Source organism: Parahoeflea alexandrii (assembly GCF_027214025.1).
GTDB lineage: Bacteria > Pseudomonadota > Alphaproteobacteria > Rhizobiales > Rhizobiaceae > Hoeflea > Hoeflea alexandrii_A.
Map to the genome: position 1 here is coordinate 597,276 of NZ_JAPWHB010000003.1, position 22,114 is coordinate 619,389.

Annotated in this window: 26 protein-coding genes and 1 tRNA gene; 8 read left to right on the plus strand and 19 right to left on the minus strand. The window is 62.6% G+C overall.

Annotated features, from left to right (window positions below; translation table 11 throughout):
- Positions 1-42 precede the first annotated feature (42 nt).
- Both O4H62_RS13350 and ftsE read right to left on the minus strand, forming a co-directional pair.
- A complete protein-coding gene (locus tag O4H62_RS13350; RefSeq protein WP_269388465.1) occupies positions 43-1,032 on the minus strand; it encodes a cell division protein FtsX in 990 nt (329 codons plus the stop codon).
- Entirely contained in the window at positions 1,025-1,684 is a 660-nt protein-coding gene (gene ftsE / locus O4H62_RS13355; protein ID WP_269388466.1) for a cell division ATP-binding protein FtsE, read from the minus strand. The genes O4H62_RS13350 and ftsE overlap by 8 nt, the downstream gene beginning before the upstream one ends.
- A 200-nt stretch (positions 1,685-1,884) precedes the next feature.
- On the opposite strand from ftsE, the gene O4H62_RS13360 reads away from it, so the two are divergent.
- The 3 genes from O4H62_RS13360 to O4H62_RS13370 all read left to right on the plus strand — a co-directional run bounded on the left by O4H62_RS13360 (position 1,885) and on the right by O4H62_RS13370 (position 3,689).
- Positions 1,885-2,499, plus strand: coding sequence for a hypothetical protein (locus O4H62_RS13360; RefSeq protein ID WP_269388467.1), 615 nt, complete (start codon positions 1,885-1,887; stop codon positions 2,497-2,499).
- Positions 2,500-2,668: 169 nt separating this feature from the next.
- Positions 2,669-3,211, plus strand: a complete 543-nt coding sequence (gene hpt, locus O4H62_RS13365; protein WP_269388468.1) for a hypoxanthine phosphoribosyltransferase — start codon at positions 2,669-2,671, stop codon at positions 3,209-3,211.
- A gap of 109 nt (positions 3,212-3,320) precedes the next feature.
- Positions 3,321-3,689, plus strand: a complete 369-nt coding sequence (locus O4H62_RS13370) for a response regulator (RefSeq protein ID WP_269388469.1) — start codon at positions 3,321-3,323, stop codon at positions 3,687-3,689.
- Between the two features lie 15 nt (positions 3,690-3,704).
- Here O4H62_RS13370 and O4H62_RS13375 read toward each other — a convergent pair whose 3' ends face one another.
- The 4 genes from O4H62_RS13375 to argH form a co-directional block, all read right to left on the minus strand.
- The gene (locus tag O4H62_RS13375; protein WP_269388470.1) at positions 3,705-6,296 is read right to left on the minus strand and encodes a TIGR02302 family protein; all 2,592 of its coding nucleotides are present in this window, start codon (positions 6,294-6,296) and stop codon (positions 3,705-3,707) included.
- Between the two features lie 124 nt (positions 6,297-6,420).
- Positions 6,421-7,698 carry a diaminopimelate decarboxylase gene (gene lysA, locus O4H62_RS13380; RefSeq protein ID WP_269388471.1) on the minus strand — a complete coding sequence of 426 codons (1,278 nt, stop codon included), beginning with the start codon at positions 7,696-7,698 and terminating at the stop codon, positions 6,421-6,423.
- Positions 7,699-7,707: 9 nt separating this feature from the next.
- The gene (gene lptM / locus O4H62_RS13385; RefSeq protein ID WP_269388472.1) at positions 7,708-7,896 is read right to left on the minus strand and encodes an LPS translocon maturation chaperone LptM; all 189 of its coding nucleotides are present in this window, start codon (positions 7,894-7,896) and stop codon (positions 7,708-7,710) included.
- Between the two features lie 121 nt (positions 7,897-8,017).
- A complete protein-coding gene (argH, locus tag O4H62_RS13390; RefSeq protein ID WP_269388473.1) occupies positions 8,018-9,418 on the minus strand; it encodes an argininosuccinate lyase in 1,401 nt (466 codons plus the stop codon).
- A gap of 21 nt (positions 9,419-9,439) precedes the next feature.
- Between argH and tlpA the strand changes: the two genes are divergently transcribed.
- Entirely contained in the window at positions 9,440-10,114 is a 675-nt protein-coding gene (gene tlpA / locus O4H62_RS13395; RefSeq protein WP_269388475.1) for a thiol:disulfide interchange protein TlpA, read from the plus strand.
- A gap of 66 nt (positions 10,115-10,180) precedes the next feature.
- On the opposite strand, the gene O4H62_RS13400 is transcribed toward tlpA, so the two are convergent.
- The 9 genes from O4H62_RS13400 to O4H62_RS13440 all read right to left on the minus strand — a co-directional run bounded on the left by O4H62_RS13400 (position 10,181) and on the right by O4H62_RS13440 (position 16,566).
- The gene (locus O4H62_RS13400) at positions 10,181-10,384 is read right to left on the minus strand and encodes a YgaP family membrane protein (RefSeq protein WP_269388477.1); all 204 of its coding nucleotides are present in this window, start codon (positions 10,382-10,384) and stop codon (positions 10,181-10,183) included.
- 178 nt (positions 10,385-10,562) lie between these two features.
- Positions 10,563-11,033, minus strand: a complete 471-nt coding sequence (locus O4H62_RS13405) for a DUF4442 domain-containing protein (protein ID WP_269388478.1) — start codon at positions 11,031-11,033, stop codon at positions 10,563-10,565.
- 8 nt (positions 11,034-11,041) lie between these two features.
- Entirely contained in the window at positions 11,042-11,923 is an 882-nt protein-coding gene (locus O4H62_RS13410; protein WP_269388480.1) for a 3-hydroxybutyryl-CoA dehydrogenase, read from the minus strand.
- Positions 11,924-12,051: 128 nt separating this feature from the next.
- Positions 12,052-12,981 (minus strand): electron transfer flavoprotein subunit alpha/FixB family protein, encoded by a 930-nt coding sequence (locus O4H62_RS13415; RefSeq protein ID WP_269388482.1) that lies wholly within the window; start codon positions 12,979-12,981, stop codon positions 12,052-12,054.
- 23 nt (positions 12,982-13,004) lie between these two features.
- Positions 13,005-13,754 (minus strand): electron transfer flavoprotein subunit beta/FixA family protein, encoded by a 750-nt coding sequence (locus O4H62_RS13420; RefSeq protein WP_269388483.1) that lies wholly within the window; start codon positions 13,752-13,754, stop codon positions 13,005-13,007.
- A gap of 234 nt (positions 13,755-13,988) precedes the next feature.
- The gene (locus O4H62_RS13425) at positions 13,989-14,768 is read right to left on the minus strand and encodes a rhomboid family intramembrane serine protease (protein WP_269388484.1); all 780 of its coding nucleotides are present in this window, start codon (positions 14,766-14,768) and stop codon (positions 13,989-13,991) included.
- Between the two features lie 50 nt (positions 14,769-14,818).
- Positions 14,819-15,397 (minus strand): cob(I)yrinic acid a,c-diamide adenosyltransferase, encoded by a 579-nt coding sequence (locus tag O4H62_RS13430; RefSeq protein ID WP_269388485.1) that lies wholly within the window; start codon positions 15,395-15,397, stop codon positions 14,819-14,821.
- A 54-nt stretch (positions 15,398-15,451) separates the two neighbouring features.
- Entirely contained in the window at positions 15,452-15,649 is a 198-nt protein-coding gene (locus tag O4H62_RS13435; RefSeq protein ID WP_152011365.1) for a twin transmembrane helix small protein, read from the minus strand.
- A gap of 74 nt (positions 15,650-15,723) precedes the next feature.
- A complete protein-coding gene (locus tag O4H62_RS13440; protein WP_269388488.1) occupies positions 15,724-16,566 on the minus strand; it encodes an SDR family oxidoreductase in 843 nt (280 codons plus the stop codon).
- Between the two features lie 58 nt (positions 16,567-16,624).
- On the opposite strand from O4H62_RS13440, the gene O4H62_RS13445 reads away from it, so the two are divergent.
- A complete protein-coding gene (locus O4H62_RS13445) occupies positions 16,625-17,524 on the plus strand; it encodes a YihY/virulence factor BrkB family protein (RefSeq protein ID WP_269388490.1) in 900 nt (299 codons plus the stop codon).
- A 10-nt stretch (positions 17,525-17,534) separates the two neighbouring features.
- Here the strand turns inward: O4H62_RS13445 and gluQRS are convergent, their stop codons facing one another.
- Complete coding sequence (gene gluQRS / locus O4H62_RS13450; protein ID WP_269388491.1) at positions 17,535-18,455, minus strand: tRNA glutamyl-Q(34) synthetase GluQRS; 921 nt, start codon at positions 18,453-18,455, stop codon at positions 17,535-17,537.
- 89 nt (positions 18,456-18,544) lie between these two features.
- On the opposite strand from gluQRS, the gene O4H62_RS13455 reads away from it, so the two are divergent.
- Complete coding sequence (locus O4H62_RS13455; RefSeq protein WP_269388617.1) at positions 18,545-19,192, plus strand: DNA-3-methyladenine glycosylase family protein; 648 nt, start codon at positions 18,545-18,547, stop codon at positions 19,190-19,192.
- A gap of 110 nt (positions 19,193-19,302) precedes the next feature.
- Positions 19,303-19,860, plus strand: a complete 558-nt coding sequence (locus O4H62_RS13460; RefSeq protein WP_269388493.1) for an HNH endonuclease — start codon at positions 19,303-19,305, stop codon at positions 19,858-19,860.
- A gap of 7 nt (positions 19,861-19,867) precedes the next feature.
- On the opposite strand, the gene O4H62_RS13465 is transcribed toward O4H62_RS13460, so the two are convergent.
- A complete protein-coding gene (locus tag O4H62_RS13465; protein ID WP_269388495.1) occupies positions 19,868-20,389 on the minus strand; it encodes a disulfide bond formation protein B in 522 nt (173 codons plus the stop codon).
- 2 nt (positions 20,390-20,391) lie between these two features.
- On the minus strand, positions 20,392-20,973 hold the full coding sequence (locus O4H62_RS13470; protein WP_269388497.1) for a YqaA family protein: 582 nt from the start codon (positions 20,971-20,973) through the stop codon (positions 20,392-20,394).
- Positions 20,974-21,156: 183 nt separating this feature from the next.
- Between O4H62_RS13470 and O4H62_RS13475 the strand changes: the two genes are divergently transcribed.
- A tRNA-Leu gene (locus tag O4H62_RS13475) sits at positions 21,157-21,241 on the plus strand.
- Positions 21,242-21,377: 136 nt separating this feature from the next.
- Here the strand turns inward: O4H62_RS13475 and O4H62_RS13480 are convergent.
- Entirely contained in the window at positions 21,378-22,091 is a 714-nt protein-coding gene (locus O4H62_RS13480; protein ID WP_269388498.1) for an STAS/SEC14 domain-containing protein, read from the minus strand.
- Positions 22,092-22,114 lie beyond the last annotated feature (23 nt).

Sequence of the window (22,114 nt, forward strand, 5' to 3'; positions counted from 1 at the left end):
TTCCGGCAAGGACCAGTCGGATTTGCGGCAAAAGCCGGGCAGTTAACCTATTTCCGCAAGTGACGGATCGGCCCGCTGGCGGTCGATTTCACGGATCGTGCGGGTGACAGTCAAGCGGGTGGTCACCGCCGTCATTGCAGATATCAGCACGACGATGCCGACGATGCCGAAGTAGCCGGCGCCGCTCAAGGTGAAGCGGCCGAACAGGGCGGTGACCTGGTCATTGAGCGCCGTTGCCATGGAGTTGGATTGCCATGCGCCAAGCAGAAGGAACCCGAGAGCGGCAATGCAGCCGCCAAAGGCTGCGCCCTTGAGGCCGATCAGCAGAAAGCGCTTCTGGAACTCGGCCGCGATGAACCTCGTTTCGGCGCCGACGAAGTGCAGCACTTCGACGATATGGCGGTTGCCGGCCATTGCGCCGCGGGTGGCGAAGATGACGGTCAACATGGTTGTGGCGAACATCAGCGTCAGGATGCCGACCCCGATCAGAACGGTGATGCGCGCCATCGAGATCAGCCGGTTGGCCCAGGCGCGATGATCATCCAGTGTTGCCGTGGGCACGCTTTCGGCAAGGTTTGCCCGGATGGCGTCGAAATCAGGCGGCGCCGCCTCGTCGATGGTGACGATGACCAGCCGGGGTACCGGCAGCTCGTCCATGTCGAAACCCTCACCAAGCCAAGGCTCCAGCAGTCTTGCGGTTGAGGCGCGATCGACGATCTCGGCGGTCAGTGTGCCAGGGAAGGCCAGGGCGATGGTCTTGACCTCGGTGAGCGCGGCTTCCATGTCGACGCCATCATCGGGTTTGACCTGGATGGTGATCTCGCGGGAGACGTCGCCCTGCCAGGCCTCGGCCTTCTCCTGCACCATCGTCACGGCGCCAAGGGTCATGGAGCAGAGAAATGACATGATGGCGATGACCACCATCAGGGCATGGCCGGAGACGTTGACCGGCGGCACGATCGGCGCCATCGGCCTGAGCGTGACCAGGCGTTCTCGCTTCTGATTGTCGCTGGGATCGGCGCGCTCAGTCATAGATGTCGAGCCGTCCTTCCGACAGGATCATCCGGCGCGCATCGACACGGTCCATCAGGGTGAGGTCGTGGGTGGCGATGACAACGGCGGTGCCGAGCCGGTTGAGTTCGGTGAACAGGTTGAGCAGGCGCTGCGCCATCGGCGGATCGACATTGCCGGTGGGCTCGTCGGCGAGCAGAACCTCGGGCTGGTCGATCAGGGCGCGGGCGATGGCGACGCGTTGCTTTTCCCCGCCCGAAAGCACCGGCGGCAGCACGTTGATGCGTTCGCCCAGGCCGACCCATTTCAACAATTCGATCACATCGGACCGGTAGCTCGCCTCTTCCTTGCCGCGCACCCGCAAGGGCAGGGCGACGTTCTCATAGGTGGTCATGTGATCGAGCAGCCGGAAATCTTGGAAGACGATGCCGATCCGGCGCCTGAGCAGCGGCAGATCCTCACCCGGGATCATCGAAATATCGCGATCGAACATGCGGATCAGCCCGCGCGTGGGCTTAAGTGACATGAACAGAAGCCTCATCAGCGTGGTCTTGCCCGCACCCGACGGCCCGGTCAGGAACTGGAAGGATCTCTTGGGGATGTCGAAGGTCAGGTCACGCAGGACCTCGGGCCCCATGCCGTAACGCAAACCGACATTTTCGAAATGGATCAACGGTCACTTCCTGTCCCGGTGGTCTTTGGGCGCAACGGCTGGCCGCAGAGTCGCCGGGCATGGTTAATGCAGAGTTAACACACCTGCTCAGACGGGTGGTATACGCGGCTTGTTCGCCAAGCGTTAATCATTTCCATTTACGGTTCGGTAAGGGATGTTTCAATGCCTTCTGCAGGGCAGGGGTGGAAAAGGGGTGCCTCATGGGCGTTTCGAGCCGTGCGACACATGCGATCGAGCCGGGAGCAGGCGATCTTCTGATGCCGGACCGGAACCGGAGGCTGGATGGTGCGCCGAGACGTGACGTCGAGGACGCCTGCTTCGAGCCGGTTTCCGCTCCGCGCGATGTGTTTTCGAACAAACCGCGCGGCGGTGCCGCAGGCGGAGTGTTCAAATCCCGGATCACGCAGCCCGAGGCCGATGGCCCAATCCCGCGCGATTTCGCCAGCGGACCCACGGCGCGCAGCGAGCGGCTGGGAGTGTTCGCAGCCAGCCGAACCGCAGTTGCCTCAGGTGGATTGATGTCGCCCAGGGTGGCGCTGGCGGTGTGCGCGATAGCGGCGGCGGCAGCCTTCTGGATGGTCGGCGGTCACGCGCTGGTCCGGTCGTCCGGGACCGAGCAGCCGGTCTCGAAAATCAGCCCGCCGGCTGCCTCGATTACCGGGCGGGCCGCCCTGTCCCCCGATCCGGTGGTAACGGCGTCGATTCCGGTCGAGACGGCAAAGCCTGCGGCAGCCGGGTTCACGGCTCCCATGCCACGCCCCGCCCGGATCGAACGTGCGGGATCAATCCTGATGATCCGCCCGGCAGGCGATTGAGCCGACCCCGTTTCGACCGGGAATCCGGAAACCTGACCTTTCGCAACCGTGGCGGCGCGTGCGGCAGAGCGTTGCATGACACATTGCGGGATCAAATTGCTTTCAATTGACGGCGAAGACCTCTAGGAGTGGGCGCTAATAACTGACCGAACTGTCCTGGAGAGCGCGAATGCCGGTTGTGCGCGGAAAAATCATCGAGCCCCTGTTTACACCGGAGATGATTGCGGCGCGCAATCGCGCAATGGCTGCGGAAATCGCCGCCAGCCCGAAGAAGGACCTGCTGGTCATTTCGATCCTCAAGGGCTCCTTCATCTTTGCCGCCGATCTGATCCGGGCGTTGCACGATGCCGGACTTGAGCCGGAAGTCGAGTTCATCACGCTCTCGAGCTACGGACGGGGCACCACCAGCCAGGGCGTCAAGATCATCAAGGACATCGACAGCGATGTGCGCGGACGCGACGTGCTTTTAATCGACGACATCCTCGAATCGGGCCGGACGCTGAGATTTGCCCGCGACCTGATGTATGAGCGCGGCGCCAACGATGTCGATATCGCGGTGCTGCTCGACAAGCGCTCCCGGCGCGAAGGCAGCCTCGACGCGGATTATGTCGGTTTCGAATGTCCGGATTATTTTGTCGTCGGCTACGGCATGGACGTGGCCTATGCCTTCCGCGAACTGCCGTTTGTCGGGGTGGTCAAGGGCGACGCCTGATCCGACGTCTGCGATCCGCATCCGGCGCCTCGACGTGACGAACGCGCCAGACGTTCACCTTGCGGCAAGTTTTGCGCCGTAGGTTCCCCTGACCAACAGGGGAAAAGACATGGCCAGAATCCTGATCGCAGAAGACGAAGATTCTCTCAGGCGCTTTGTGGCGCGGGCGCTTGTCATGGACGGGCACGAGATTGTCGAAGCCGGCGATGGCGCCGAGGCGCTGGATCATGTGATCGAAGGCGGTTTCGATCTGCTTCTGTCCGATATCCGGATGCCGGTGATGGATGGCATCGCGCTTGCGACCGCGACGGCCGAACACAGCCCCGGCATGCCGATCCTGTTGATGACCGGCTATGCGGAGCAGCGCGAGCGCGCCGAACCGTTGATGCGGATCGTGGTCGACGTCGTGCCGAAGCCGTTCACGCTTCCGGATATCCGCCAGGCGGTCGCGGATGCGCTGACACCGCAGGCCGCCTGAGTTTCACACCAAGCCCTATTGCAGGTCGAGCAGGCGCTCCAGATAGCGTTTCTCCAGATCCGGCGACAGTTGGTCGCCGAGCCGCTTGCGGATGGCGTCGAGGATCTCGCGGGCGCGCTGGATGTCGATCTCGTCGGGAACCTTGACCCGGCTGCCGAAATCCGGACCGGTGGTCGCGCGCGGGCGGCCGAGTGGATCGCGGTCATCGGCCGAGCGGTTGCCGTTGCGGTCCGGCCCTTCGCCTTCGGCCTCGCCCTGCTCATTGCCCATGGCTTGCATCATCTGGTTCATCATGTCCTCGGCGCCCTGCCTGAGCGCCTGCAAGGCCCGCCCCTGATTGCTGAGCGCCTGGCCGGTTTCACCGCCTTCAAGATTGCCGGCGGCATCGCCCATGGCTTCTCCGGCCTCGCCGAAGCCTTCCGACGGCTGGATGCCAAGGCCTTCGAGATCGCTCTGCAACTGCCCCAGCGCATCGCGCAGCTGCTGCTGGCTGCGGCCGAGCGCCCCGAGCATGTCCTCAAGTGACTGGTCGCCCTGCCCCTGCTGGCCCTGATCCTGTCCCTGGCCTGGCTGCTGCTGGCCCTGCTGCTGGCGGTCACGGCCCTGGCCTGACTGGCTCTGGCGCTCCCTGTCGGCGCGCATGGTCTCATCCATCAGCTGCTGCTGCTGGCGCATCAGTTCGCCGAGCTTGTCCATCTGCTGGCGCATCGGACCGCCCTGCTGTTGCTGGCGCTGCTGCCGGCCTGCCTGCAGGTTGTTCATCATGCGCTGCAGTTCCTGCAGCATCTGCTGGGCCTGATCCCGGGCGCCGGAGCGGGCGAGGTTTTCGATCTGGTCGAGCATGTTGTCGAGATCGCGCTGGCGCAGCATGTTTTCGGGCATGGCCTGCTGGTTCTCGCCATTCTGGTTGGCGGGGTTCTGGCGGGCCATTTCCCGCAGGTACTCCTGCATGGCCTCGCGCAATTCATCCATCAGCCGGGCGATCTCTTCATCCGTGGCGCCGTTTTCCAGCGCTTCGGAAAGCGCGTTCTGGGCGTCGCGCAGCCGGCGCTCGGCGAGGGACAGGTTGCCGTCCTCCATCTGCAGCGCCACGCCCCACATGTAGTCGATCGCCGCGCGCAGATCGTCGTCCGAACGGGCATTCTCCAGCCTGCCCCTGACCGACTGCAGCAGCAGGTAATGGGTGAGGTTGGGTATGGTTTCATCCGGGGCGATCGTCAGCGCGTCATGAAGGTCGAACACCCGCTGCAGATTGTTCGCATCGAGCGCCAGCACGCCGCGCTGCTCGACGACCGCCGCGGCCAGCGGTTCGGAAAAGCGCCGTCCGGGCAGCACGGTCTCGAGCGTCTCGCTGCGTCCCTCCTGTCCCGCTCCGTCGGTGGCGACGAGGGTGATGCGGACCTTCTGGCCGGCGAGCGGATGTTCGGTCAGATCGTGGCTTGCGACAGCGCGGTTGTCGGCAGACGACCGCCGGGGCAGGGTCAGCCGGTATTTCGGTGGATCAAACAGCGGCCGGGCGTCGGGCGCGGGTTCGCTTGCGGGAACGATTTCGGCTTCCGCCGTTGCTATCCCGTGGTCGTCGGAGAGCGTGTAGTCGAGTTCCAGCGCGCCATTTGCGGCACGGCGCGGCGATTCGACGAAGGCTGCGACCGGCGGTTCGTCGGGGATCAGGCGAATGGCGAAAACCGCCTCGGACCTGCCGGCGCTGATCTTGAGTTCGCCATCGGTGTCCGGCTTGACCGTCCAGGTTGACGCAGTTGCCGGTGCCGACTGGCTCGCGGATGCGGCACTGGCCGGTTCAACCGGGTTCAGGGCATTTTCGTCTGCGCCCCACAGCACCTGCGCATCCGCGGCGCTGCCGCCAATCCTGACGGTGATTTCACTGCCCTCGACGGCCGCGACAGGTTCTCCCTCCGGACGCGCCACGCCGGTGAGGAAGACCGGAGCCTGGTTGACGTAGGACGGCGGCGTGATCCAGGCGTCGATGCGGACATCGGGCAGCTGGGTGCCGGAATGGCTGACAAAGGCATCGGCTGGCTTGCCGGCGTTTCCGGAGAAGGAATAGCCGAAGGACACGAACAGCAGCAGGGCGATCGCGACGCGGATACCCCAGGGATCGCGTTCAGGCAGGCTGGATCGCGGAATGCCGGTTTCGAGCGTTCCGATCTTCCCGGCCATCCGGCGGCGATGTTCGTCCCAGAGCGCGCGGGCGAATGGATCGGATGCGGATATGGTGTCGTCCTGGGTGGCAATTGCCTGATTGGCGATGCGGTTTTCGGCTTCCAGCCGTTCATCGATCTCCGCGCGGGTCGGCGGTGTGAAGCGGAGCAGCGGCCAGAGCGAAGCGAGCAAGCCAAGGCCGAACATGCCGAGAAGCAGCAGCCGCAGCGAATCCGGGACGATGCGGAAAATCCCGAGCCAGGAGAAACTGAAATAGAGCGCCACGATCGCAAGAAGCGGGGCGGACAGGGTAAGAATGCGGCCGAGCGCCAGGTTGCCCCGCATGCGCAGGCGACCGAAGGCGACCACGCGGCCAACCTCGTTGTCCGGGATATGCGCCTTCCGGCTTTCGGAGTGCGTCTGGCTGCTGTCAGGCTTGGCTGCCATCTGATTTTCCTTCAGCGTCGGAAACGAAGATAGCAGTCTTTGCGGCCAAGGCGAGGCCTGTGCCAAAAAAGTGAAGCCGGATTACCGCCGTGACGGAAAATATCCGTGACGTCTCCCGACGGCGTCACAAAGCTGATTCGAGCCAGTCCGGAATCGAATCCAGCCCGATCAGATCGTCATAGGACGGGCGCGGGCGGACGGCGTGGAACTTGTCGCCATTGACCAGCACTTCGGGAACGAGCAGCCGGGTATTGTAGGTTCCGGACTGGACTGCCCCGTAGGCGCCTGCCGAGCCGATGGCGATCAGGTCGCCGGCCTTCAGCGCCGACATTTCCCTGTCCTTGGCGATGTAGTCGCCGCTCTCGCACACCGGGCCGACGATATCGGCACGAATGCGCGGCGCACTGGCAGCCGACAGCTTCACCGGCCGGATCTCGTGCCAGGCCTCATACAACGTCGGCCGGATCAGGTCGTTCATGGCGGCATCGACGATGACGAAGGTCTTGTCGCCGCCATCCTTGATGTAGATGACTTCCGACACCAGCACGCCGGCATTGGCGACAATCAGGCGGCCGGGCTCGAGGATGACCTTGCAGCCCACGTCACGCAGCCGCGCCTTGACCATCTCGGCATAGGCGTCGGGATCGGGCGGCGTGGCATTGTCGTCGCGGTAGGGCACGCCAAGGCCGCCGCCGATGTCGAAATGATCGATTGCGTGGCCGTCGGCGCGCAACAGGCCGATCAGCTCGACCATCAGTTTCAAGGCGTCGTCAAACGGCTGCAGGTCGGTGATCTGGCTGCCGATATGCATGTCGATGCCGGTGACACGGACACCTTCAAGACTGGCTGCATGACGGTAGACCGCTTGCGCCCGCTGCCAGGAAATGCCGAACTTGTCTTCCTTCTTGCCGGTCGAAATCTTCGCGTGGGTCCTGGCGTCGACATCCGGATTGATGCGGAAGGAGATTGGCGCGACCTTGCCCATGGCAAGCGCGCGGGCGTTGAGAACCTCAAGTTCGGGTTCGGATTCAATGTTGAAGCAATAGATGTCGGCGGCGAGCGCCGCATCCATCTCGCGCACGGTCTTGCCGACGCCGGAAAACATGATCTTCGAGGCCGGAATGCCCGCGGCAAGGGCGCGGCGCAATTCGCCCTCGGAGACAACGTCGACACCGGATCCCAGCCGGGCCAGGGTCTTGAGCACCGCCTGGTTGGAATTGGCCTTCATGGCGTAGCAGACCATCGAATCGATGTCGGCGAACGCGCCCGAAAACACCTTGTAGTGGCGGCTCAGCGTGGCGGTGGAATAGCAATAGAACGGGGTGCCGACCTGGGCCGCAATGTCGGGCAGGCTGACGTCTTCGGCATGCAGAATGCCATCGCGATATTCAAAGTGGTTCACGTTTTGCGCCTAATCGAGAAGACCGTCGAGGATAAAGGGCCGTTCCCTGACCGCGGGGGCCGAGGCCTCGCCCGCAGCGGCTTCCGGGACGGGTGTGACGTTGGGCCGCTCAAGATCGCCCCTGCGGCCGCATCCGGTCAGGACCGCGCCCAGCAGGGCCACCGCGCATATCGTTTTGATCCAGACGCCGGTCGTCATTCGCTGTTCCTCATCCTTGCCTGGCAAAATTCGTTGCGCAGGGCTTGAACATTCGGTTTTGGCATACAGGTTTTTGGCGCGATGTGCACCCGGTTTGTCCTCGCGACCCGCGCTCGCCGCGCTAGTTGCGTGCGCGCCACCAGGCAATCTGCTTGCGGACCTGGGACGGCGCCGTGCCGCCATAGCTCTGCCGGCTGGCGACCGAGGCCTCAACCGTCAGCACATCGAAGATCCCTTCGGTGATCGCGGGGTTGATGGTCTGCAGATCGGCAAGCGACAGTTCGGCCAGTTCGCAGCGTTTTCCCTCCGCCATGGCCACAGCGCGGCCGGTGGCGTGATGGGCGTCGCGGAACGGCAGGCCCGCCTCGCGCACCAGCCAGTCGGCAAGATCGGTCGCCGTCGAGTATCCGGATCCGGCGGCCTTGCGCATCTGGTCGGCACGGATTTCCATGTCCCTGACCATGCCGGTCATGGCGGCAATCGACAGTTCCAGGCTTTCCGCAGCGTCGAAGACCTGTTCCTTGTCTTCCTGCATGTCCTTGGAATAGGCCAGCGGAAGCCCCTTCATGATGGTCAAGAGCGCAATCAACGAGCCGTTGATGCGGCCGGTCTTGGCGCGCACCAGTTCGGCGGCATCCGGGTTCTTCTTCTGCGGCATGATCGAGGAGCCGGTGGAAAAGGCATCCGAAAGCCGGACAAAACCGAATTGCGGCGTTGACCAGATGACGATTTCCTCGGCCAGGCGCGACAGGTGAACGGCACAAATCGAGGCGAGCGACAGGAATTCGAGGGCGAAATCGCGGTCGGAGACGGTGTCGATCGAGTTGCGGGTGGGTTCGCGGAAGCCCAGCGCCTTTGCGGTCATCTCGCGGTCGATGGGAAAGCCGGTGCCGGCAAGGGCGGCCGCGCCGATCGGGCTCTCGTCCATGTGCTCGATGGCGTGGCGGACGCGCTGGCGGTCGCGGCCGAACATCTCGACGTAAGCCATGCAGTGATGGCCGAAGGTGACAGGCTGCGCCGACTGCAGGTGAGTGAAGCCCGGCATGACCGTGTCGGCATGCTGTTCGGCCTTGTCGAGAAAGGCGGTGATCAGCCTTGTCAGTGCCGCTTCGGTGCGGCCAAGCTCTTCCTTGACCCAGAGGCGGAAGTCGAGCGCTACCTGGTCGTTGCGCGAACGGGCGGTGTGCAGGCGTCCCGCGGCCGGGCCGATCAGTTCTGCAAGCCGGGACTCGATGTTCATGTGGATGTCTTCGAGCTGGCGCGAGAAGACAAACCGGCCTTCCTCGATCTCTGACAGGATCGTGTTCAGTCCGTGAGTAATCTTGTCGCAGTCGTCGGCCGAAATTATGCCAGTCTTGGCAAGCATGGCCGCATGTGCGAGGGAACCGCGGATGTCCTGGGCATAGAGCTTGCGGTCGAAATCGATACTGGCGTTGATTTCCTCCATGATGGCGTCTGGTCCGGAGGCAAATCGGCCGCCCCACATCTGGTTTGACGCCTGTTTGTCCTTATCTGTCGACATGAGCCTGCCTTGGAGTTTGTCATGAGCCAATCGCGCAAAAGCCTTTCCACCGGAGCCCTGGTTGCAATCGCGATTGCCCTGGGCGCCGTTGTCGGGGCTGCCGGGATATACTGGAAAGCATCGCCCTCTGGCAATGCGCCAGCCACGGAAAGTCTCGCGGCTGCCGGTGGCGCTGCCTGCAAGGCAGACCCGGAGACGCTGGCTACGCTGAAACCGCTGGCCAAGGGCGAGGTGGCGGCGATGGCCGTCCGGGAGGAAGCAATCGGGCTTCCGGAGCTGGGCTTTGTGTCCGCGGAAGGCGAGGCGCTGACTCTGGCCGATTTTGCTGGCCAGGCCCTGCTGGTCAACCTGTGGGCGACATGGTGCGCACCCTGCCGGGCGGAAATGCCGGCGCTGGCCGAGCTGCAGGCGGAACTGGGCGGCGATGATTTCAAGGTGCTGGCGATCAACATCGACACCGGCGACGTGGCCAAGCCGAAGGCGTTTCTCGACGAGATCGGCGTCTCCAACCTGGGTCTTTACCGCGACGCCAGCATGGGCGTGTTCAACACGCTGAAGAAGGAAGGATTGGCCTTCGGGCTTCCGGTGACGCTGATGATCGGCAAGGACGGCTGCATGCTGGGCGCCATGAACGGCCCGGCTGAATGGGCCAGTGCGGATGCCAAGGCCCTGGCCGGAGCTCTCAAGGGGCTGTGATAAAAAACGGGCGCAGACGGAGATGTCCGTCGGCGCCCTTGCTGCTCGTCCTGAGAGGTCGAAGTCTTAGTTGAAGGCGCAGCCCGGCTTGACGCCCAATTTCTTGAAGATGATGGCCGCCGGGCAGAATCCGGTGAAGGCGGACTGGATCAGGTTGAGACCGACAAAGACGGTCAGGAAGAACCAGTAGGGCGACACATAGACGCCCAGAGCCACCGACAAGAGAACCATGAAGCCGGCGAATGCCAGAATAATGCGATCAAGCGCCATTTCGATTTCCTTCGTTTGCAATCTCGGGCATCGCCCGCGCCGCTGGGCTTCCAGCGGCCTCCATGGCAGATATATAGCAATTAAAAATGCTATATTCAATATGTTTTATATAAATGATTCGACATTTTGGCGATGGCGACCGAAGACGCGGCACAGGCATCATGATGGATGAAGGATATCAGCCGCCGATCCGCGTGCGGGTGTCGGGCTTGCGCCGGATGTGCAGGGTCTTGACCACGCGGGCAACGGGTTCGCCGTTGCTGTTGACGATCTCGACCGGGAACGGCCGGAGATAGACATCGCCTTCGGACCGGGTGTTGGCTCGAATGTCGTCGAGATCGGCTTCCGTCAGCCTGAAGCTGGCGGAGACGGTTCCCCGGCCTGGTTTCAGGAAGTCTATCTCGGCGGACTTGTCCCAGACGGTGTAGCTGCGATCGAGATTGCGCATCACCATCATCATCCAGAACGGGTCCGTCATGGCAAACAGCGAGCCGCCGAAATGACAGCCGACATAGTTCCTGTTGTAGAACCGCTCGCGCAGTTCGACATCGACCGAGCGGAAATCGTCGCCGATATGGCGGATCCGGATGCCGGAAAACAGCAGGGGCGGCCACAGGTTCATGCCGCGGCGGAGGGTTCTGGCATTCATAGGAAGATCTAGCGTGTCGGGACGGGCGTATCGCCGCGATAGTCATAAAACCCGCGGCCCGACTTGCGGCCGAGCCAGCCGGCCTCGACATATTTAACCAGCAGCGGGCAAGGCCGGTACTTCGAATCCGACAGTCCGTCATGCAGGACCTGCATGATCGACAGGCAGGTATCCAGCCCGATGAAATCGGCCAGTTGCAGCGGTCCCATCGGATGGTTGGCCCCGAGCTTCATGGCCGTATCGATGGCTTCCACCGAGCCGACGCCCTCATAGAGCGTATAGATCGCCTCGTTGATCATCGGCAGCAGGATCCGGTTGACGATGAAAGCCGGGAAGTCCTCGGCAACGGTGATCGTCTTGTCGAGCGAATCGATGAAGGCGCGTGCGGTCCGGAAGGTGGTTTCCTCGGTGGCGATGCCGCGCACCAGTTCGACCAGTTTCATCACCGGAACCGGGTTCATGAAATGGATGCCGATGAAGCGCTCCGGGCGGTCGGTTGCCGAGGCCAGGCGGGTGATCGACAGGGACGAGGTGTTGGTGGCGAGAATGGCTTCCGGATTGAGCAGCGGGCAAAGCTGCTGGTAGATCTTGCGCTTGACGGTCTCGTCCTCGGTGGCGGCCTCGATGACGAGGTCCATCGCCGCAAGGCCGCTCATGTCGGGTGCGAACTGGATCCGTCCCAGTGCGGCTTCGCGTTCGGCTTCCGTGGTCTTGCCGGATGCGACCTGGCGGGCCAGGTTGCCGCTGATGGTGGCCAGCATCTCCTGAAGCGTGTCGGCGGAGACGTCATGAACATAAACGTCGTAGCCCGCCATGGCGCAGACATGGGCAATGCCGCCGCCCATCTGACCCGCGCCGATAATGCCCACACTCTTGATCTGGTTGCCCATGTGTCCCGCCTGACTGATTTAGGATGCTGCCGGGTGCATTGATGTGAGCCTGCCCGGATCTCCAACGTAAATGGCCGGGTTGGAGACGTCCAGCCCGGCCATTGATCATGCCGTCAAATTGTGACGGTTCAAAGCGCTTTTTCGAGCTCCGGCAGGGCTTCGAACAGGTCGGCGACCAGCCCGTAGTCGGCGACCTGGAAGATCGGCGCCTCCTCGTCCTTGTTGATGGCGACGATGACCTTCGAGTCCTTCATGCCGGCGAGGTGCTGGATGGCGCCGGAAATGCCGCAGGCGATGTAGAGATCGGGAGCGACAACCTTGCCGGTCTGTCCGACCTGCCAGTCGTTCGGGGCGTAGCCGGCGTCGACAGCCGCGCGGGACGCGCCAACCGCGGCGCCGAGCTTGTCGGCAACCGGCAGGATGACTTCCTGGAACTTCTCCGACGAGCCGAGCGCGCGGCCACCCGAGATGATGATCTTGGCGGAAGTCAGTTCCGGGCGGTCGCTTGCGGCAATCGCGTCCTTGACGAAGGACGAGAGACCCGGATCGCCTGCCGAGGAAACGCTCTCGACCGAGGCCGAACCGCCTTCGCCGGTCGCCGAGAAGGAGGCGGTGCGCACGGTGATGACGCGCTTGGCGTCGGACGACTTCACCGTCTGCAGGGCGTTGCCGGCATAGATCGGACGCTTGAAGGTGTCGGCTGCGATGACTTCGATGATATCGGAGATCTGCATGACATCGAGAAGCGCCGCAACCCGCGGCATGACGTTCTTGCCCGACGTGGTGGCAGGCGCCATCAGCGTGTCGTAGCTGCCGGCGAGCGAGACCACCAGCGCTGCAAGCGGCTCGGCAAGCCGGTTGGCAAATTCGTCGCCTTCGGCGTGAAGCACCTTGGAGACGCCGTCGAGCTTGGCTGCCGCGTCGGCGGCGGCCTTGGCGTTCTTGCCGGCAACCAGCACGTGGACGTCGCCGCCGATCTGGGATGCGGCGCTGACGGCCTTTGCGGTCTGGTCGGACAGCGAAGCGTGGTCGTGTTCGGCTACAATGAGAATGGCCATGATAGTGTCTTCCTTTCCCGCGCTTACAGCACGCCTGCTTCGTTCTTGAGCTTGTCGACGAGTTCGGCAACAGAGCCGACCTTGACGCCGGCCTTGCGGCCGCCCGGTTCCTCGGTCTTGATCACCTCGAGGCGCGGGGCGATGTCGACGCCGTAATCAGCGGCGGTCTTCTTGTCGAGCGGCTTCTTCTTGGCCTTCATGATGTTGGGCAGAGAAGCATAGCGCGGCTCGTTGAGGCGCAAATCGGTGGTGACGATCGCCGGCAGCTTGACCGAAATGGTCTGCAGGCCGCCATCGACCTCGCGGGTGACGTTGGCCGAGCCATCGCCGATTTCGACCTTGGAGGCGAACGTGGCCTGGCTCCAGCCGAGCAGGGCCGAGAGCATCTGGCCGGTCTGGTTGGCGTCGTCGTCGATGGCCTGCTTGCCGAGGATCACCAGGTCCGGGCTTTCCTCGCCGACAACACCCTTGAGGATCTTGGCGACGGCAAGCGGCTCGACCAGCGTGTCGGCCTCAACCAGGATTGCCCGGTCGGCGCCCATGGCCAGCGCGGTGCGCAAGGTTTCCTCGGCCTTGGCCGGTCCGATGGAGACGGCAATCACTTCGGTGGCCTTGCCGGCTTCCTTGAGCCGCAGGGCTTCTTCGATGGCGATTTCGTCAAACGGATTCATCGACATCTTCACATTGGCGAGATCGACGCCGCTGCCATCTGGCTTGACCCGGATCTTGACGTTGTAGTCAACAACCCGCTTGACCGGCACGAGAATTTTCATCGGTTTGCCTTCCTCACTTTGCTAGGCCTCACTTTTCGGCCGCGTCCTGACCTTGCCGGAGAGTCCCGGTATCAGGTCATTTATCCCGATTTTGCCTGTGTGGCCGCCACCCGGATAGCCGATTGGCGACATGGATACGCGATTTTTCTCCAAATTCAATCGCAACCGCACAGGAGATTTTGCAACGCGAAATAAATGACGTTTACGTCCGCGTCAATTCCGGTACCCCTGCAGCTACCTTCCCCACTTCGGCGGCGGTGTCTGCGACGCGGTTTTCTCGGGAATGATTTGCGGGTTTTTGTGCACAACCGCCCGCGGACTGTCGATGGTGCGATCGAACAACGGCACGCCGGACCGCCTGAAGAACAGTACCAGCACGGCGCCGCAGAGGATGCCGCCGACATGGGCGGCCCACGATACCTCGCCGCCCAGATCGGTCACGACCATGACGAACTGGAAAACCACCCAGAACAGCAGGGGTATGAAAGCGGGCAGTGGCAGCGGAATCCGGCCGAGCACCAGCACCCAGACCCTGACCTTCGGATGCAGCATGAGATAGGCGGCGACGATGCCGGCCACGGCGCCGGACGCGCCAATGAGCGGGCTTTCGGAATCAGGCAGCAGCAGCCCATGGGCGAAGGCGCCGGCGGCGGCGCAGGCGAAATAGAAGATCAGGAACTTGATATGCCCCATGGCGTCTTCGACATTGTCGCCGAAAACCCAGAGGAAGATCATGTTGGAGCCCAGGTGAAGCAGGTTTCCGTGCAGGAAGCTGTAGGTCACATAGGTCGCGTCTTCCGGCACCAGCACCAGTGAAGGCTGCAATTCGGCGATGTCATTGACCACGGAGGGAATGAAGCCCAGGCCGAGAACGGCGGCCGTGGTGAAGTCGCTGTCCGCGCCTGCGAGTTCGGTGATAACCCAGACCAGTGCATTTATGATGATCAGTGACCATGTCACCCATTGCAGCTTGATGTGTTTGAGGTCGTTGGAATCATGCAGGGGTATGAACATCGCGGGGTTCCCGTTTGGCCGGTCCGGCTCTCAGGCCATGATGGCGGAGACTATCGGTTTTTGCCGGGAACCCAAAGCACATCCGTCCGCCCGTGATCGTTGACCCAGCGCGCGGCGACGAAAAAGAAATCCGACAACCGGTTGGCAAAGCGGATGGCGGCGGGGTTTACAGTTTCATTCTCCCGGGTGGCAAGCTCCACGATCAGCCGTTCGGCGCGGCGCGACACGGTGCGGGCAAGGTGCAGATGCGCCGAAGCCGGAGTTCCGCCCGGCAGGACAAAGGAGCGCAGCGGCTCGAGATCGGCGTTGAGGCGATCGATATCGGCCTCGATGCGTTCCACCTGCGCATCGACGATCCGCAAGGGTTCGTAGTCGAGCTTCTCGCCGGTGTCGGGCGTGGCCAGATCGGCGCCGAGATCGAAACAGTCGTTCTGGATCCGCATCAGCATGGCGTCGAGGTCGGGATGGTCGCTGGTGTGAAGCCGCGCCATTCCGATGACGGCGTTGGTTTCATCAACCGTTCCGTAAGCTTCGATCCGCAGATCGTATTTCGGCCGCCGCTCTCCCGCCACCAGGCCCGTGGTGCCGTCATCGCCGGTTCTGGTGTAGATCTTGTTGAGTTTGACCATTGCGCAAGCCTTCCGGGTTGAAGTGCGGGTGGACCGATGCGGAAGCCGGCGGTATCAGCGGCCGCCGCCGGTGAGCCACAGCGTGGCGACGATCAGCACCACAGCGACAAATTGCAGCAGCACGCGCATCTGCATCAGCTTGTTGGACAGGTTGCCGGAACCGCCGCGCGCCATGTTGACGAGGCCGCGCACCAGAACGGCGGCCACGGCCAGCATGACGATGATGGACAGGACATAGGTTACGGACGACATCGGGTGACTTCCTTGTGATGAGTTCGGGGTGGAACATAGGGTTTTCTGCTGGCAAGTCCATCGGAGCGGGATGTTCAGTCCTTTGTGGCGAGCCAGGGGTAGAACAGTCTTGCCGGCAGCAGCCTGCGTGCAATGACGCCCAGTCTTGCCTCGCGCGTCACGGCGTAATGATAGCGCGGGCGCGGCGATGTGAGAGCGTGGCGCAGCACCTCGTGGACGGCGTCAGGCCCGAGTTTGCCGCTGTTTGACAGTTCCTGTTTTTCGAGACGGTGCAATTGTGCCTGGTAATCCTGCCGGTGCAGGGAGTTTTCAATGTCTATGTTGCTGTAGAAATGTGTCAGCGCATTGGCCCTGAACCTGCTCTTGATCGCGCCGGGCTCGATCAGGCTTATGTGAATGTCGGTGCCTTCAAGCTCCATGGCCAGCGTCACGGACAGGCCTTCAAGCGCATGCTTGGAGGCGTTGTAGGCGCCGCGGAAGCGCATCGGAACGAGGCCCAGGATCGAGGAGCACTGGACGATGCGGCCATGGCCCTGCGCCCGCATCACCGGGATCACCCGCCGTGTCAGATCATGCCAGCCGAAGAAGTTGGCTTCGAACTGGGCCCTGAGCGCATCGACCGGGAGATCCTCGACCGCACCGACCTGGCCGTAGCCGCCATTGTTGAACAGCGCGTCGCAGCGTCCGCCGGTGGCCGTCATAGCCGCGTCGAAGAATGCGGCGATGCTGCCGGGGTCGGCGTAGTCGAGCCGAAAGGCTTCGATGCCGTCGTTGCGGAGCGCTGCAATGCCTTCTTCGGTGCGGGCGGAGGCTATGACATGCCAGCCCTCGGCCTTGAGCGCGCGGGCACAGTAAGCACCAATCCCGCTTGAGCAGCCCGTCACCAGAATGCTCTTTTGTTGGTTATTGCCGCTCATTGCGTTATCTGCCCTGTTCCGGAAGCGTTTCAAATCCCATAATCATTGAACGCTGACAATGCCGGTTTGGTTTGAACATCGGTCAGGCAAGGAGCAAACATTGCGACGCATCCGCGCAGTCATCCTCGATGCGGTCACCCACTTCAACAATGATGACGGCTGGGCAATGGCCAGCCATGTTGCCTTGTCGATCCTGATGGCGCTGTTTCCGTTCATGATCTTCGGAACGGCGCTGGCCAGTTTTCTGGGCGCCCACGCCTATGCGGAAACGGCTTCTCACCTGATCTTCGACACCTGGCCCGAATCGATCGCGGCACCGATCTCGCGCGAGGTCATCAACGTGCTTACGATCGAACGCGGCGGGTTGCTGACCCTGTCGGTGCTGGCGGCGGCCTTCTTTTCGGCCAACGGCGTGGAGGCGCTCAGGGTCTCGCTCAATCGGGCCTACCGGATGACGGAGACCCGGGCCTGGTACGTGACCCGTGCGCAGAGCCTCGGCTTCGTGGTAATCGCGGTGATGGTGATCATGGCGATCAGCTTCCTGCTGGTGCTGGCGCCGCTGGCGCTGAAACTGGCGCGGCAGTTCGCGCCATGGATGGAGACGCTTATCTCGGCGGTCGATAACTGGCGCATTCTCATTGCCGTGTCGGTGCTGGTCTTCGGGCTGGTGATGTCCCACATGTGGCTGCCGGCGGGCAAACGCAGGCTCATCGACGTGATGCCGGGTATCGGGGTGACGCTTGTGGCCTGGGTGGCCGGCGCGCTGGCGTTCGCCAGCTACCTCCAGGAATTCGCCACCTATGTGTCGACCTATGCCGGGCTTGCATCGATCATGGTGGCGCTGGTGTTTCTCTACATCATCGCCGCGATCTTCATTCTCGGCGCGGAGATCAACGCCGCCATCCTCAAGGCGCGCGCCGCCGTTGAGATGAGGAAAGAGAAGCCGACAGAGGCCTGAGCGGATCTGGCTAGCCGGACGGAGGCAGTCCCGCGAGCGTCAGGATTTCGCCCTGCGTGGCGCCCTGCTGCCGCAGGGACGCGATGGACGTCGCTCCGTCGCTCTTGGACAGCTTGCGGCCCCGGGAATCGCGCACCAGCCCGTGATGATGATAGAGCGGCGCGGGCAAACCGAGCAATTGCTGCAGCAGGCGATGAACCGAGGTGGCCGCGAACAGATCCTCGCCGCGAATCACGTCGGTGACGGTCTGGAGTGCGTCATCGACAGTCACCGAGAGGTGATAGCTTGCCGGGACATCGCGGCGTGCGAGGATGACATCGCCCCATGCGCCGGGATCGGCCTTGATTTGACCGGTTTCGCCAGCCGGGCCGGACCCGAGCTCACTCCAAGTGAGTTCTGCGCCGAGACCTTCGAGTGCCGCCTGCATGTCGAGCCGCCAGGCGTGGGGGGCGCCGCTCGCGATCTTCCGGTCGCGCTCGGACGAGGAGAGCAAGCGGTCATTGCCGGGATAGTGCGGCGCGCCGTCGGGATCGCGCGGCCAGGCCTTTCCGGATTTCTCGATGTCCGCCATCCGTGCTGCGATTTCCGCGCGGCTGAGGAAGGCGGGATAGAGCAGGCCGAGCTTGCGCAGTTCGGACAGGGCTGCCTCATAGTCGGCAAAGTGCTCCGACTGCCGGCGGACCGGCTTCGGCCAACTGATCCCAAGCCATTCCAGATCCCCCATGATGGCAGCTTCGAACTCGGGTCGGGCGCGGGTCGTGTCGATATCCTCGATCCGCAGCAGAAACGTGCCGCCATGGGCTTTCGCGAAGCGCCAGTTGAGCATGGCCGACTTCGCATGCCCGATGTGAAGCAGGCCGTTCGGGCTGGGGGCGAAGCGGACGATCGGGGCGCTGAAATGCGGTTCGGCGGTGGCGTTGTCGTTTGGCATGGTGTTTCATGTCATTTTTCGCGGGCGCCGTCATCGGCTTCATGGCCGGGGCTGATCCCCGGTTTTACACCAAGCGCAGGAAATCCGGCATGCGCCGTATCGACAGCACCGACGATATCGCCGAGGGCCTGCTGGCGCTGGGGCAAATCGACGGCCGGCTAACCCGGGTGATCGAACTGGCCGGGCCGGTGCCGCTCAGGCGAAAGCCGCCCGGCTATGCGGCATTGGCCGAGATCATCCTGTCGCAGATGGTCTCGAAGGCGAGCGCCAGCGCACTGTGGCGCAAGCTGGAGCAAGCAACAGGCGGGATCAGCCCGGAGACGATCCTCGGGCTCAGCCCGGAGGCGCTGCGAGAGGCAGGATTGTCGCGGACCAAGGCGGAAACCCTGTGCCGGGTCGGGGAAGCCGTGCTTGCCGGCGATCTCGATCTCGAACATCTGTGCAATCTCGAAGCACGCGCCGCGGTGCGGTCGATGACGGCGATCAAGGGCGTCGGGCCATGGACCGCGGAGGTTTATCTCTTGTTCTGCGCCGGGCATCCGGATGTGTTTCCCGCCGGCGACGTGGCATTGCAGAGCGCCACCGGCCATGCCCTGAGTATGGAGACGCGGCCCAGTCAGCGAGATCTGGCAATCCTGTCAGAGGGTTGGAGCCCGTGGCGCGGTGTGGCCGCAAGGCTGTTCTGGGCCTATTATGCCACGGTGATGCGCCGGGACGCGACCCCCGTCGACGCTTGAAACCGGCCGCCCGGAGGGAGAAAAAGGTTTCGAGAATCTGGAGCTTCACAATCCTGACATGTCCGGCCTAATATGGTCCTTGCAGATGGAGAATCGCTCGGGAGAGTCGCTTGACGATTTTTGTATCCCCGCAGTCCTTACCGGCGCTCGTACTGAACGCTGATTACAGGCCGCTGAGTTATTACCCGTTGTCGCTGTGGTCCTGGCAGGATGCTGTCAAGGCGGTGTTTCTCGACCGCGTCCAGATCGTTGCCGAATATGATCACGCGGTGTCGTCGCCGACATTCTCGATGCGGCTGCCCAGCGTCGTCTGCCTCAAGACCTACATCAAGCCATCCAGGTCCCCGGCGTTCACGCGGTTCAACGTTTTCTTGCGCGACCGTTTCGAATGCCAGTATTGCGGATCCCCCCACGAGCTGACCTTCGACCACGTCATTCCACGCCGCTGCGGCGGCCAGACCACGTGGGAAAACGTGGTGGCGGCCTGTTCGCCCTGCAACCTGAAGAAGGGCGGGCTGATGCCCAGGCAGGCGGGGATGATCCCGCAGCAGAAACCCTATCGTCCGAGCGTGCAGGATCTGCACAACAATGGCCGGATGTTCCCGCCGAACTTCCTGCATGAAAGCTGGATGGACTATCTCTACTGGGATGTCGAGTTGCAGCCGTAAGCTGAATTCAGCCCTTCGCGGCGCCGCGGAAAGCGATGGCCGCAAGTGCGGCGCTGGCGAGCACGTTCCAGCCGGCGAAGGAAAGACCCAGCACGCGCAGGGCGGCCGCATCGCAGGATGGTGGCTTCTTCGAGCTGAGATCCCCGAGCAATGACCCGGCATCCTTGGTCACGGCATCGGCGGATGTCGCGCAGGAGGCGGGGCCTTCCCACCAGTGCCATTCGACGCCGGAATGATAGACGCCGAGCACGAGGCCATAGAGCATCAGCAATCCGCCGACGGCCAGAAGACCGCGGACGGCCCAGGCGGGGCCGCCGGCGCGCGAAACGATGGCCGCGACCAGCATCAAGGGAGCGCCGATGTAATAGGGAATCCGCTGTTCAAGGCACAACGCGCAGGGGATATAGCCGCCGATATGCTCGAAGCCGAGTGCCGAGCCTACGACCGCTGCCATCGCGACCGCCAGGAATAGCGCGGTCATGGTCCGGGTGCGGTTGGCGGAAGGCGCGGTCAGGTCAGAAGCGGTCATGGTCAGAACACATACTTGATTGCGTAAAATCCACCCAGCAGGAGGACCATAAACAGGGTGAAAAGAAGGCCGAGATACTTTTCGATGAAGAGCCGGATCGGTTCACCGAATTTCGACAGCAGCCAGGTCACCAGGAAGAACCGGAAGGCGCGGCCGACGACGCTGACGGCGGCAAAGACAACCAGGTTGAGCCCGGTGACGCCGGAAAAGATGGTCAGCACCTTGTAGGGGAACGGGGTGATTGCGGCGAACAGCACGCCCCAGCCGCCCCAGGTGTTGTACCACTCCGAAATCCTTTCGAACTTGTCCGCCGCACCGTAGGTCTCGAGAATCCAGACGCCGATGCTCTCGTAGAGAAACATGCCGATCGCGTAGCCGAGGAATGCGCCAATGACCGAGGCAATGGTGCAGATCAGCGCAAGCCGGACCCAGCTGCGCGGCTTGGCCAGCGTCATCGGGATCAGCAGCACATCGGGGGGAATGGGAAAGAACGAGCTTTCCGCAAAGGACACGCCGAAAAGCGCTTTCTCCGCATGACGGGTGGCCGCCAGCGACATGGTCCAGTCATAGAGTCTGCGAAGCATGCGATGCCTTCCAATCCAAGCAGCGATGCCAGCCTTCTAGGGTGAAAGCGGTGCAGCGTAAACCGCACAATGGCGTTACCGCAGCCAATATCCTTGTAACTGGCCCGGATGTTGAAAAAGCGTTTGACCGCAGAAAATCGCCGACTATAGTCCCGCCGTCCGCACCGGTCCGACCGGCAGGATGCCCCTTTGGCGGAATTGGTAGACGCGCCGCACTCAAAATGCGGTTCCGAAAGGAGTTCCGGTTCGAGTCCGGAAGGGGGCACCACCACTCCTTTGACGATCACTTTATTTGATATCAGCCTGTGCCCACGGGTTGCCCTTCAGTGCGTCCGGCCTTGGGGCGACGGGTTCCACCGGCTGGTCCAGCTTTGGTGCCAGGCATTGGTTGGGGCGGCTGCTTTCTAATCCTTGTAGTGCTCGTCGAGATATTGAATCCAGTGCTCAAAATCACCTTCGAGAGCATGCAGATCGCGGTTCACTTCGTCCTTTACCCCCGCCCACACGGAGCTTTGCTTTTCAGCCAGTTTCCTCGTGAGGTCAGTTGATTTGCTGCGGATCGCATCGGCTTTGTCCGAGACATCGGGCGCGGGTGCATTGGCGCCAAAGATCGAGCGGAGCTTGTCCGCCAATTGTTTTTCGACGGTCTGCACTCTTTGCAACGTTTCCGAAATGTCCTTGCTTTCGTTCATCGGTTGGAACTCCTCTAGTGATTGTGAGATTTTCGGCCTTGGGCTGGCCGTTTTTTCGGAGGTTGAAGTCCGGATCCACTTCCAGGCTTGATCCAATTGCTCGGGAGGAAAGACCTTGATCTCGCCCTTCATCAGGAACCCACCCAGCTTGATGCACCAGCCTACCCAGTCAGGGCCGCCGACGACGGCCAGTTTATTGAAATCGGCGCGGTGCATGAGGCCGTAAGAGGCGTCGTCCCACGCCGCCTCAAGGTCCCAGCCTTCAAATGCACCATCCATGCAGAAGACGACGTTGAGCTGTCCGCAGGTCTTGAACAACTCGGTCAATCGCGGAATCAGGACAGTGTCATAATCGGTCTTGGTCAGCTTGCCGCTGGCACGAATGCCGATGACGTTGCCGCTGCTTTCATTCATGAACTCGATCATTGGCCGATATCCTTTCCAGCCCA

Coding starts and splice junctions, on each gene's coding strand:
- gluQRS (WP_269388491.1), bottom strand. CDS start 18,455: ATGCCAAACGACAACGCCACCGCCGAACCGCATTTCAGCGCCCCGATC.
- O4H62_RS13360 (WP_269388467.1), top strand. CDS start 1,885: ATGGGCGTTTCGAGCCGTGCGACACATGCGATCGAGCCGGGAGCAGGC.
- O4H62_RS13370 (WP_269388469.1), top strand. CDS start 3,321: ATGGCCAGAATCCTGATCGCAGAAGACGAAGATTCTCTCAGGCGCTTT.
- O4H62_RS13435 (WP_152011365.1), bottom strand. CDS start 15,649: ATGTCGTCCGTAACCTATGTCCTGTCCATCATCGTCATGCTGGCCGTG.
- O4H62_RS13445 (WP_269388490.1), top strand. CDS start 16,625: ATGCCGGTTTGGTTTGAACATCGGTCAGGCAAGGAGCAAACATTGCGA.
- hpt (WP_269388468.1), top strand. CDS start 2,669: ATGCCGGTTGTGCGCGGAAAAATCATCGAGCCCCTGTTTACACCGGAG.
- O4H62_RS13455 (WP_269388617.1), top strand. CDS start 18,545: ATGCGCCGTATCGACAGCACCGACGATATCGCCGAGGGCCTGCTGGCG.
- O4H62_RS13415 (WP_269388482.1), bottom strand. CDS start 12,981: ATGGCCATTCTCATTGTAGCCGAACACGACCACGCTTCGCTGTCCGAC.
- argH (WP_269388473.1), bottom strand. CDS start 9,418: ATGTCGACAGATAAGGACAAACAGGCGTCAAACCAGATGTGGGGCGGC.
- O4H62_RS13480 (WP_269388498.1), bottom strand. CDS start 22,091: ATGATCGAGTTCATGAATGAAAGCAGCGGCAACGTCATCGGCATTCGT.
- O4H62_RS13440 (WP_269388488.1), bottom strand. CDS start 16,566: ATGAGCGGCAATAACCAACAAAAGAGCATTCTGGTGACGGGCTGCTCA.
- O4H62_RS13430 (WP_269388485.1), bottom strand. CDS start 15,397: ATGGTCAAACTCAACAAGATCTACACCAGAACCGGCGATGACGGCACC.
- O4H62_RS13375 (WP_269388470.1), bottom strand. CDS start 6,296: ATGGCAGCCAAGCCTGACAGCAGCCAGACGCACTCCGAAAGCCGGAAG.
- O4H62_RS13350 (WP_269388465.1), bottom strand. CDS start 1,032: ATGACTGAGCGCGCCGATCCCAGCGACAATCAGAAGCGAGAACGCCTG.
- O4H62_RS13465 (WP_269388495.1), bottom strand. CDS start 20,389: ATGACCGCTTCTGACCTGACCGCGCCTTCCGCCAACCGCACCCGGACC.
- lptM (WP_269388472.1), bottom strand. CDS start 7,896: ATGACGACCGGCGTCTGGATCAAAACGATATGCGCGGTGGCCCTGCTG.
- tlpA (WP_269388475.1), top strand. CDS start 9,440: ATGAGCCAATCGCGCAAAAGCCTTTCCACCGGAGCCCTGGTTGCAATC.
- O4H62_RS13425 (WP_269388484.1), bottom strand. CDS start 14,768: ATGTTCATACCCCTGCATGATTCCAACGACCTCAAACACATCAAGCTG.
- O4H62_RS13420 (WP_269388483.1), bottom strand. CDS start 13,754: ATGAAAATTCTCGTGCCGGTCAAGCGGGTTGTTGACTACAACGTCAAG.
- O4H62_RS13410 (WP_269388480.1), bottom strand. CDS start 11,923: ATGGGCAACCAGATCAAGAGTGTGGGCATTATCGGCGCGGGTCAGATG.
- O4H62_RS13405 (WP_269388478.1), bottom strand. CDS start 11,033: ATGAATGCCAGAACCCTCCGCCGCGGCATGAACCTGTGGCCGCCCCTG.
- O4H62_RS13470 (WP_269388497.1), bottom strand. CDS start 20,973: ATGCTTCGCAGACTCTATGACTGGACCATGTCGCTGGCGGCCACCCGT.
- O4H62_RS13400 (WP_269388477.1), bottom strand. CDS start 10,384: ATGGCGCTTGATCGCATTATTCTGGCATTCGCCGGCTTCATGGTTCTC.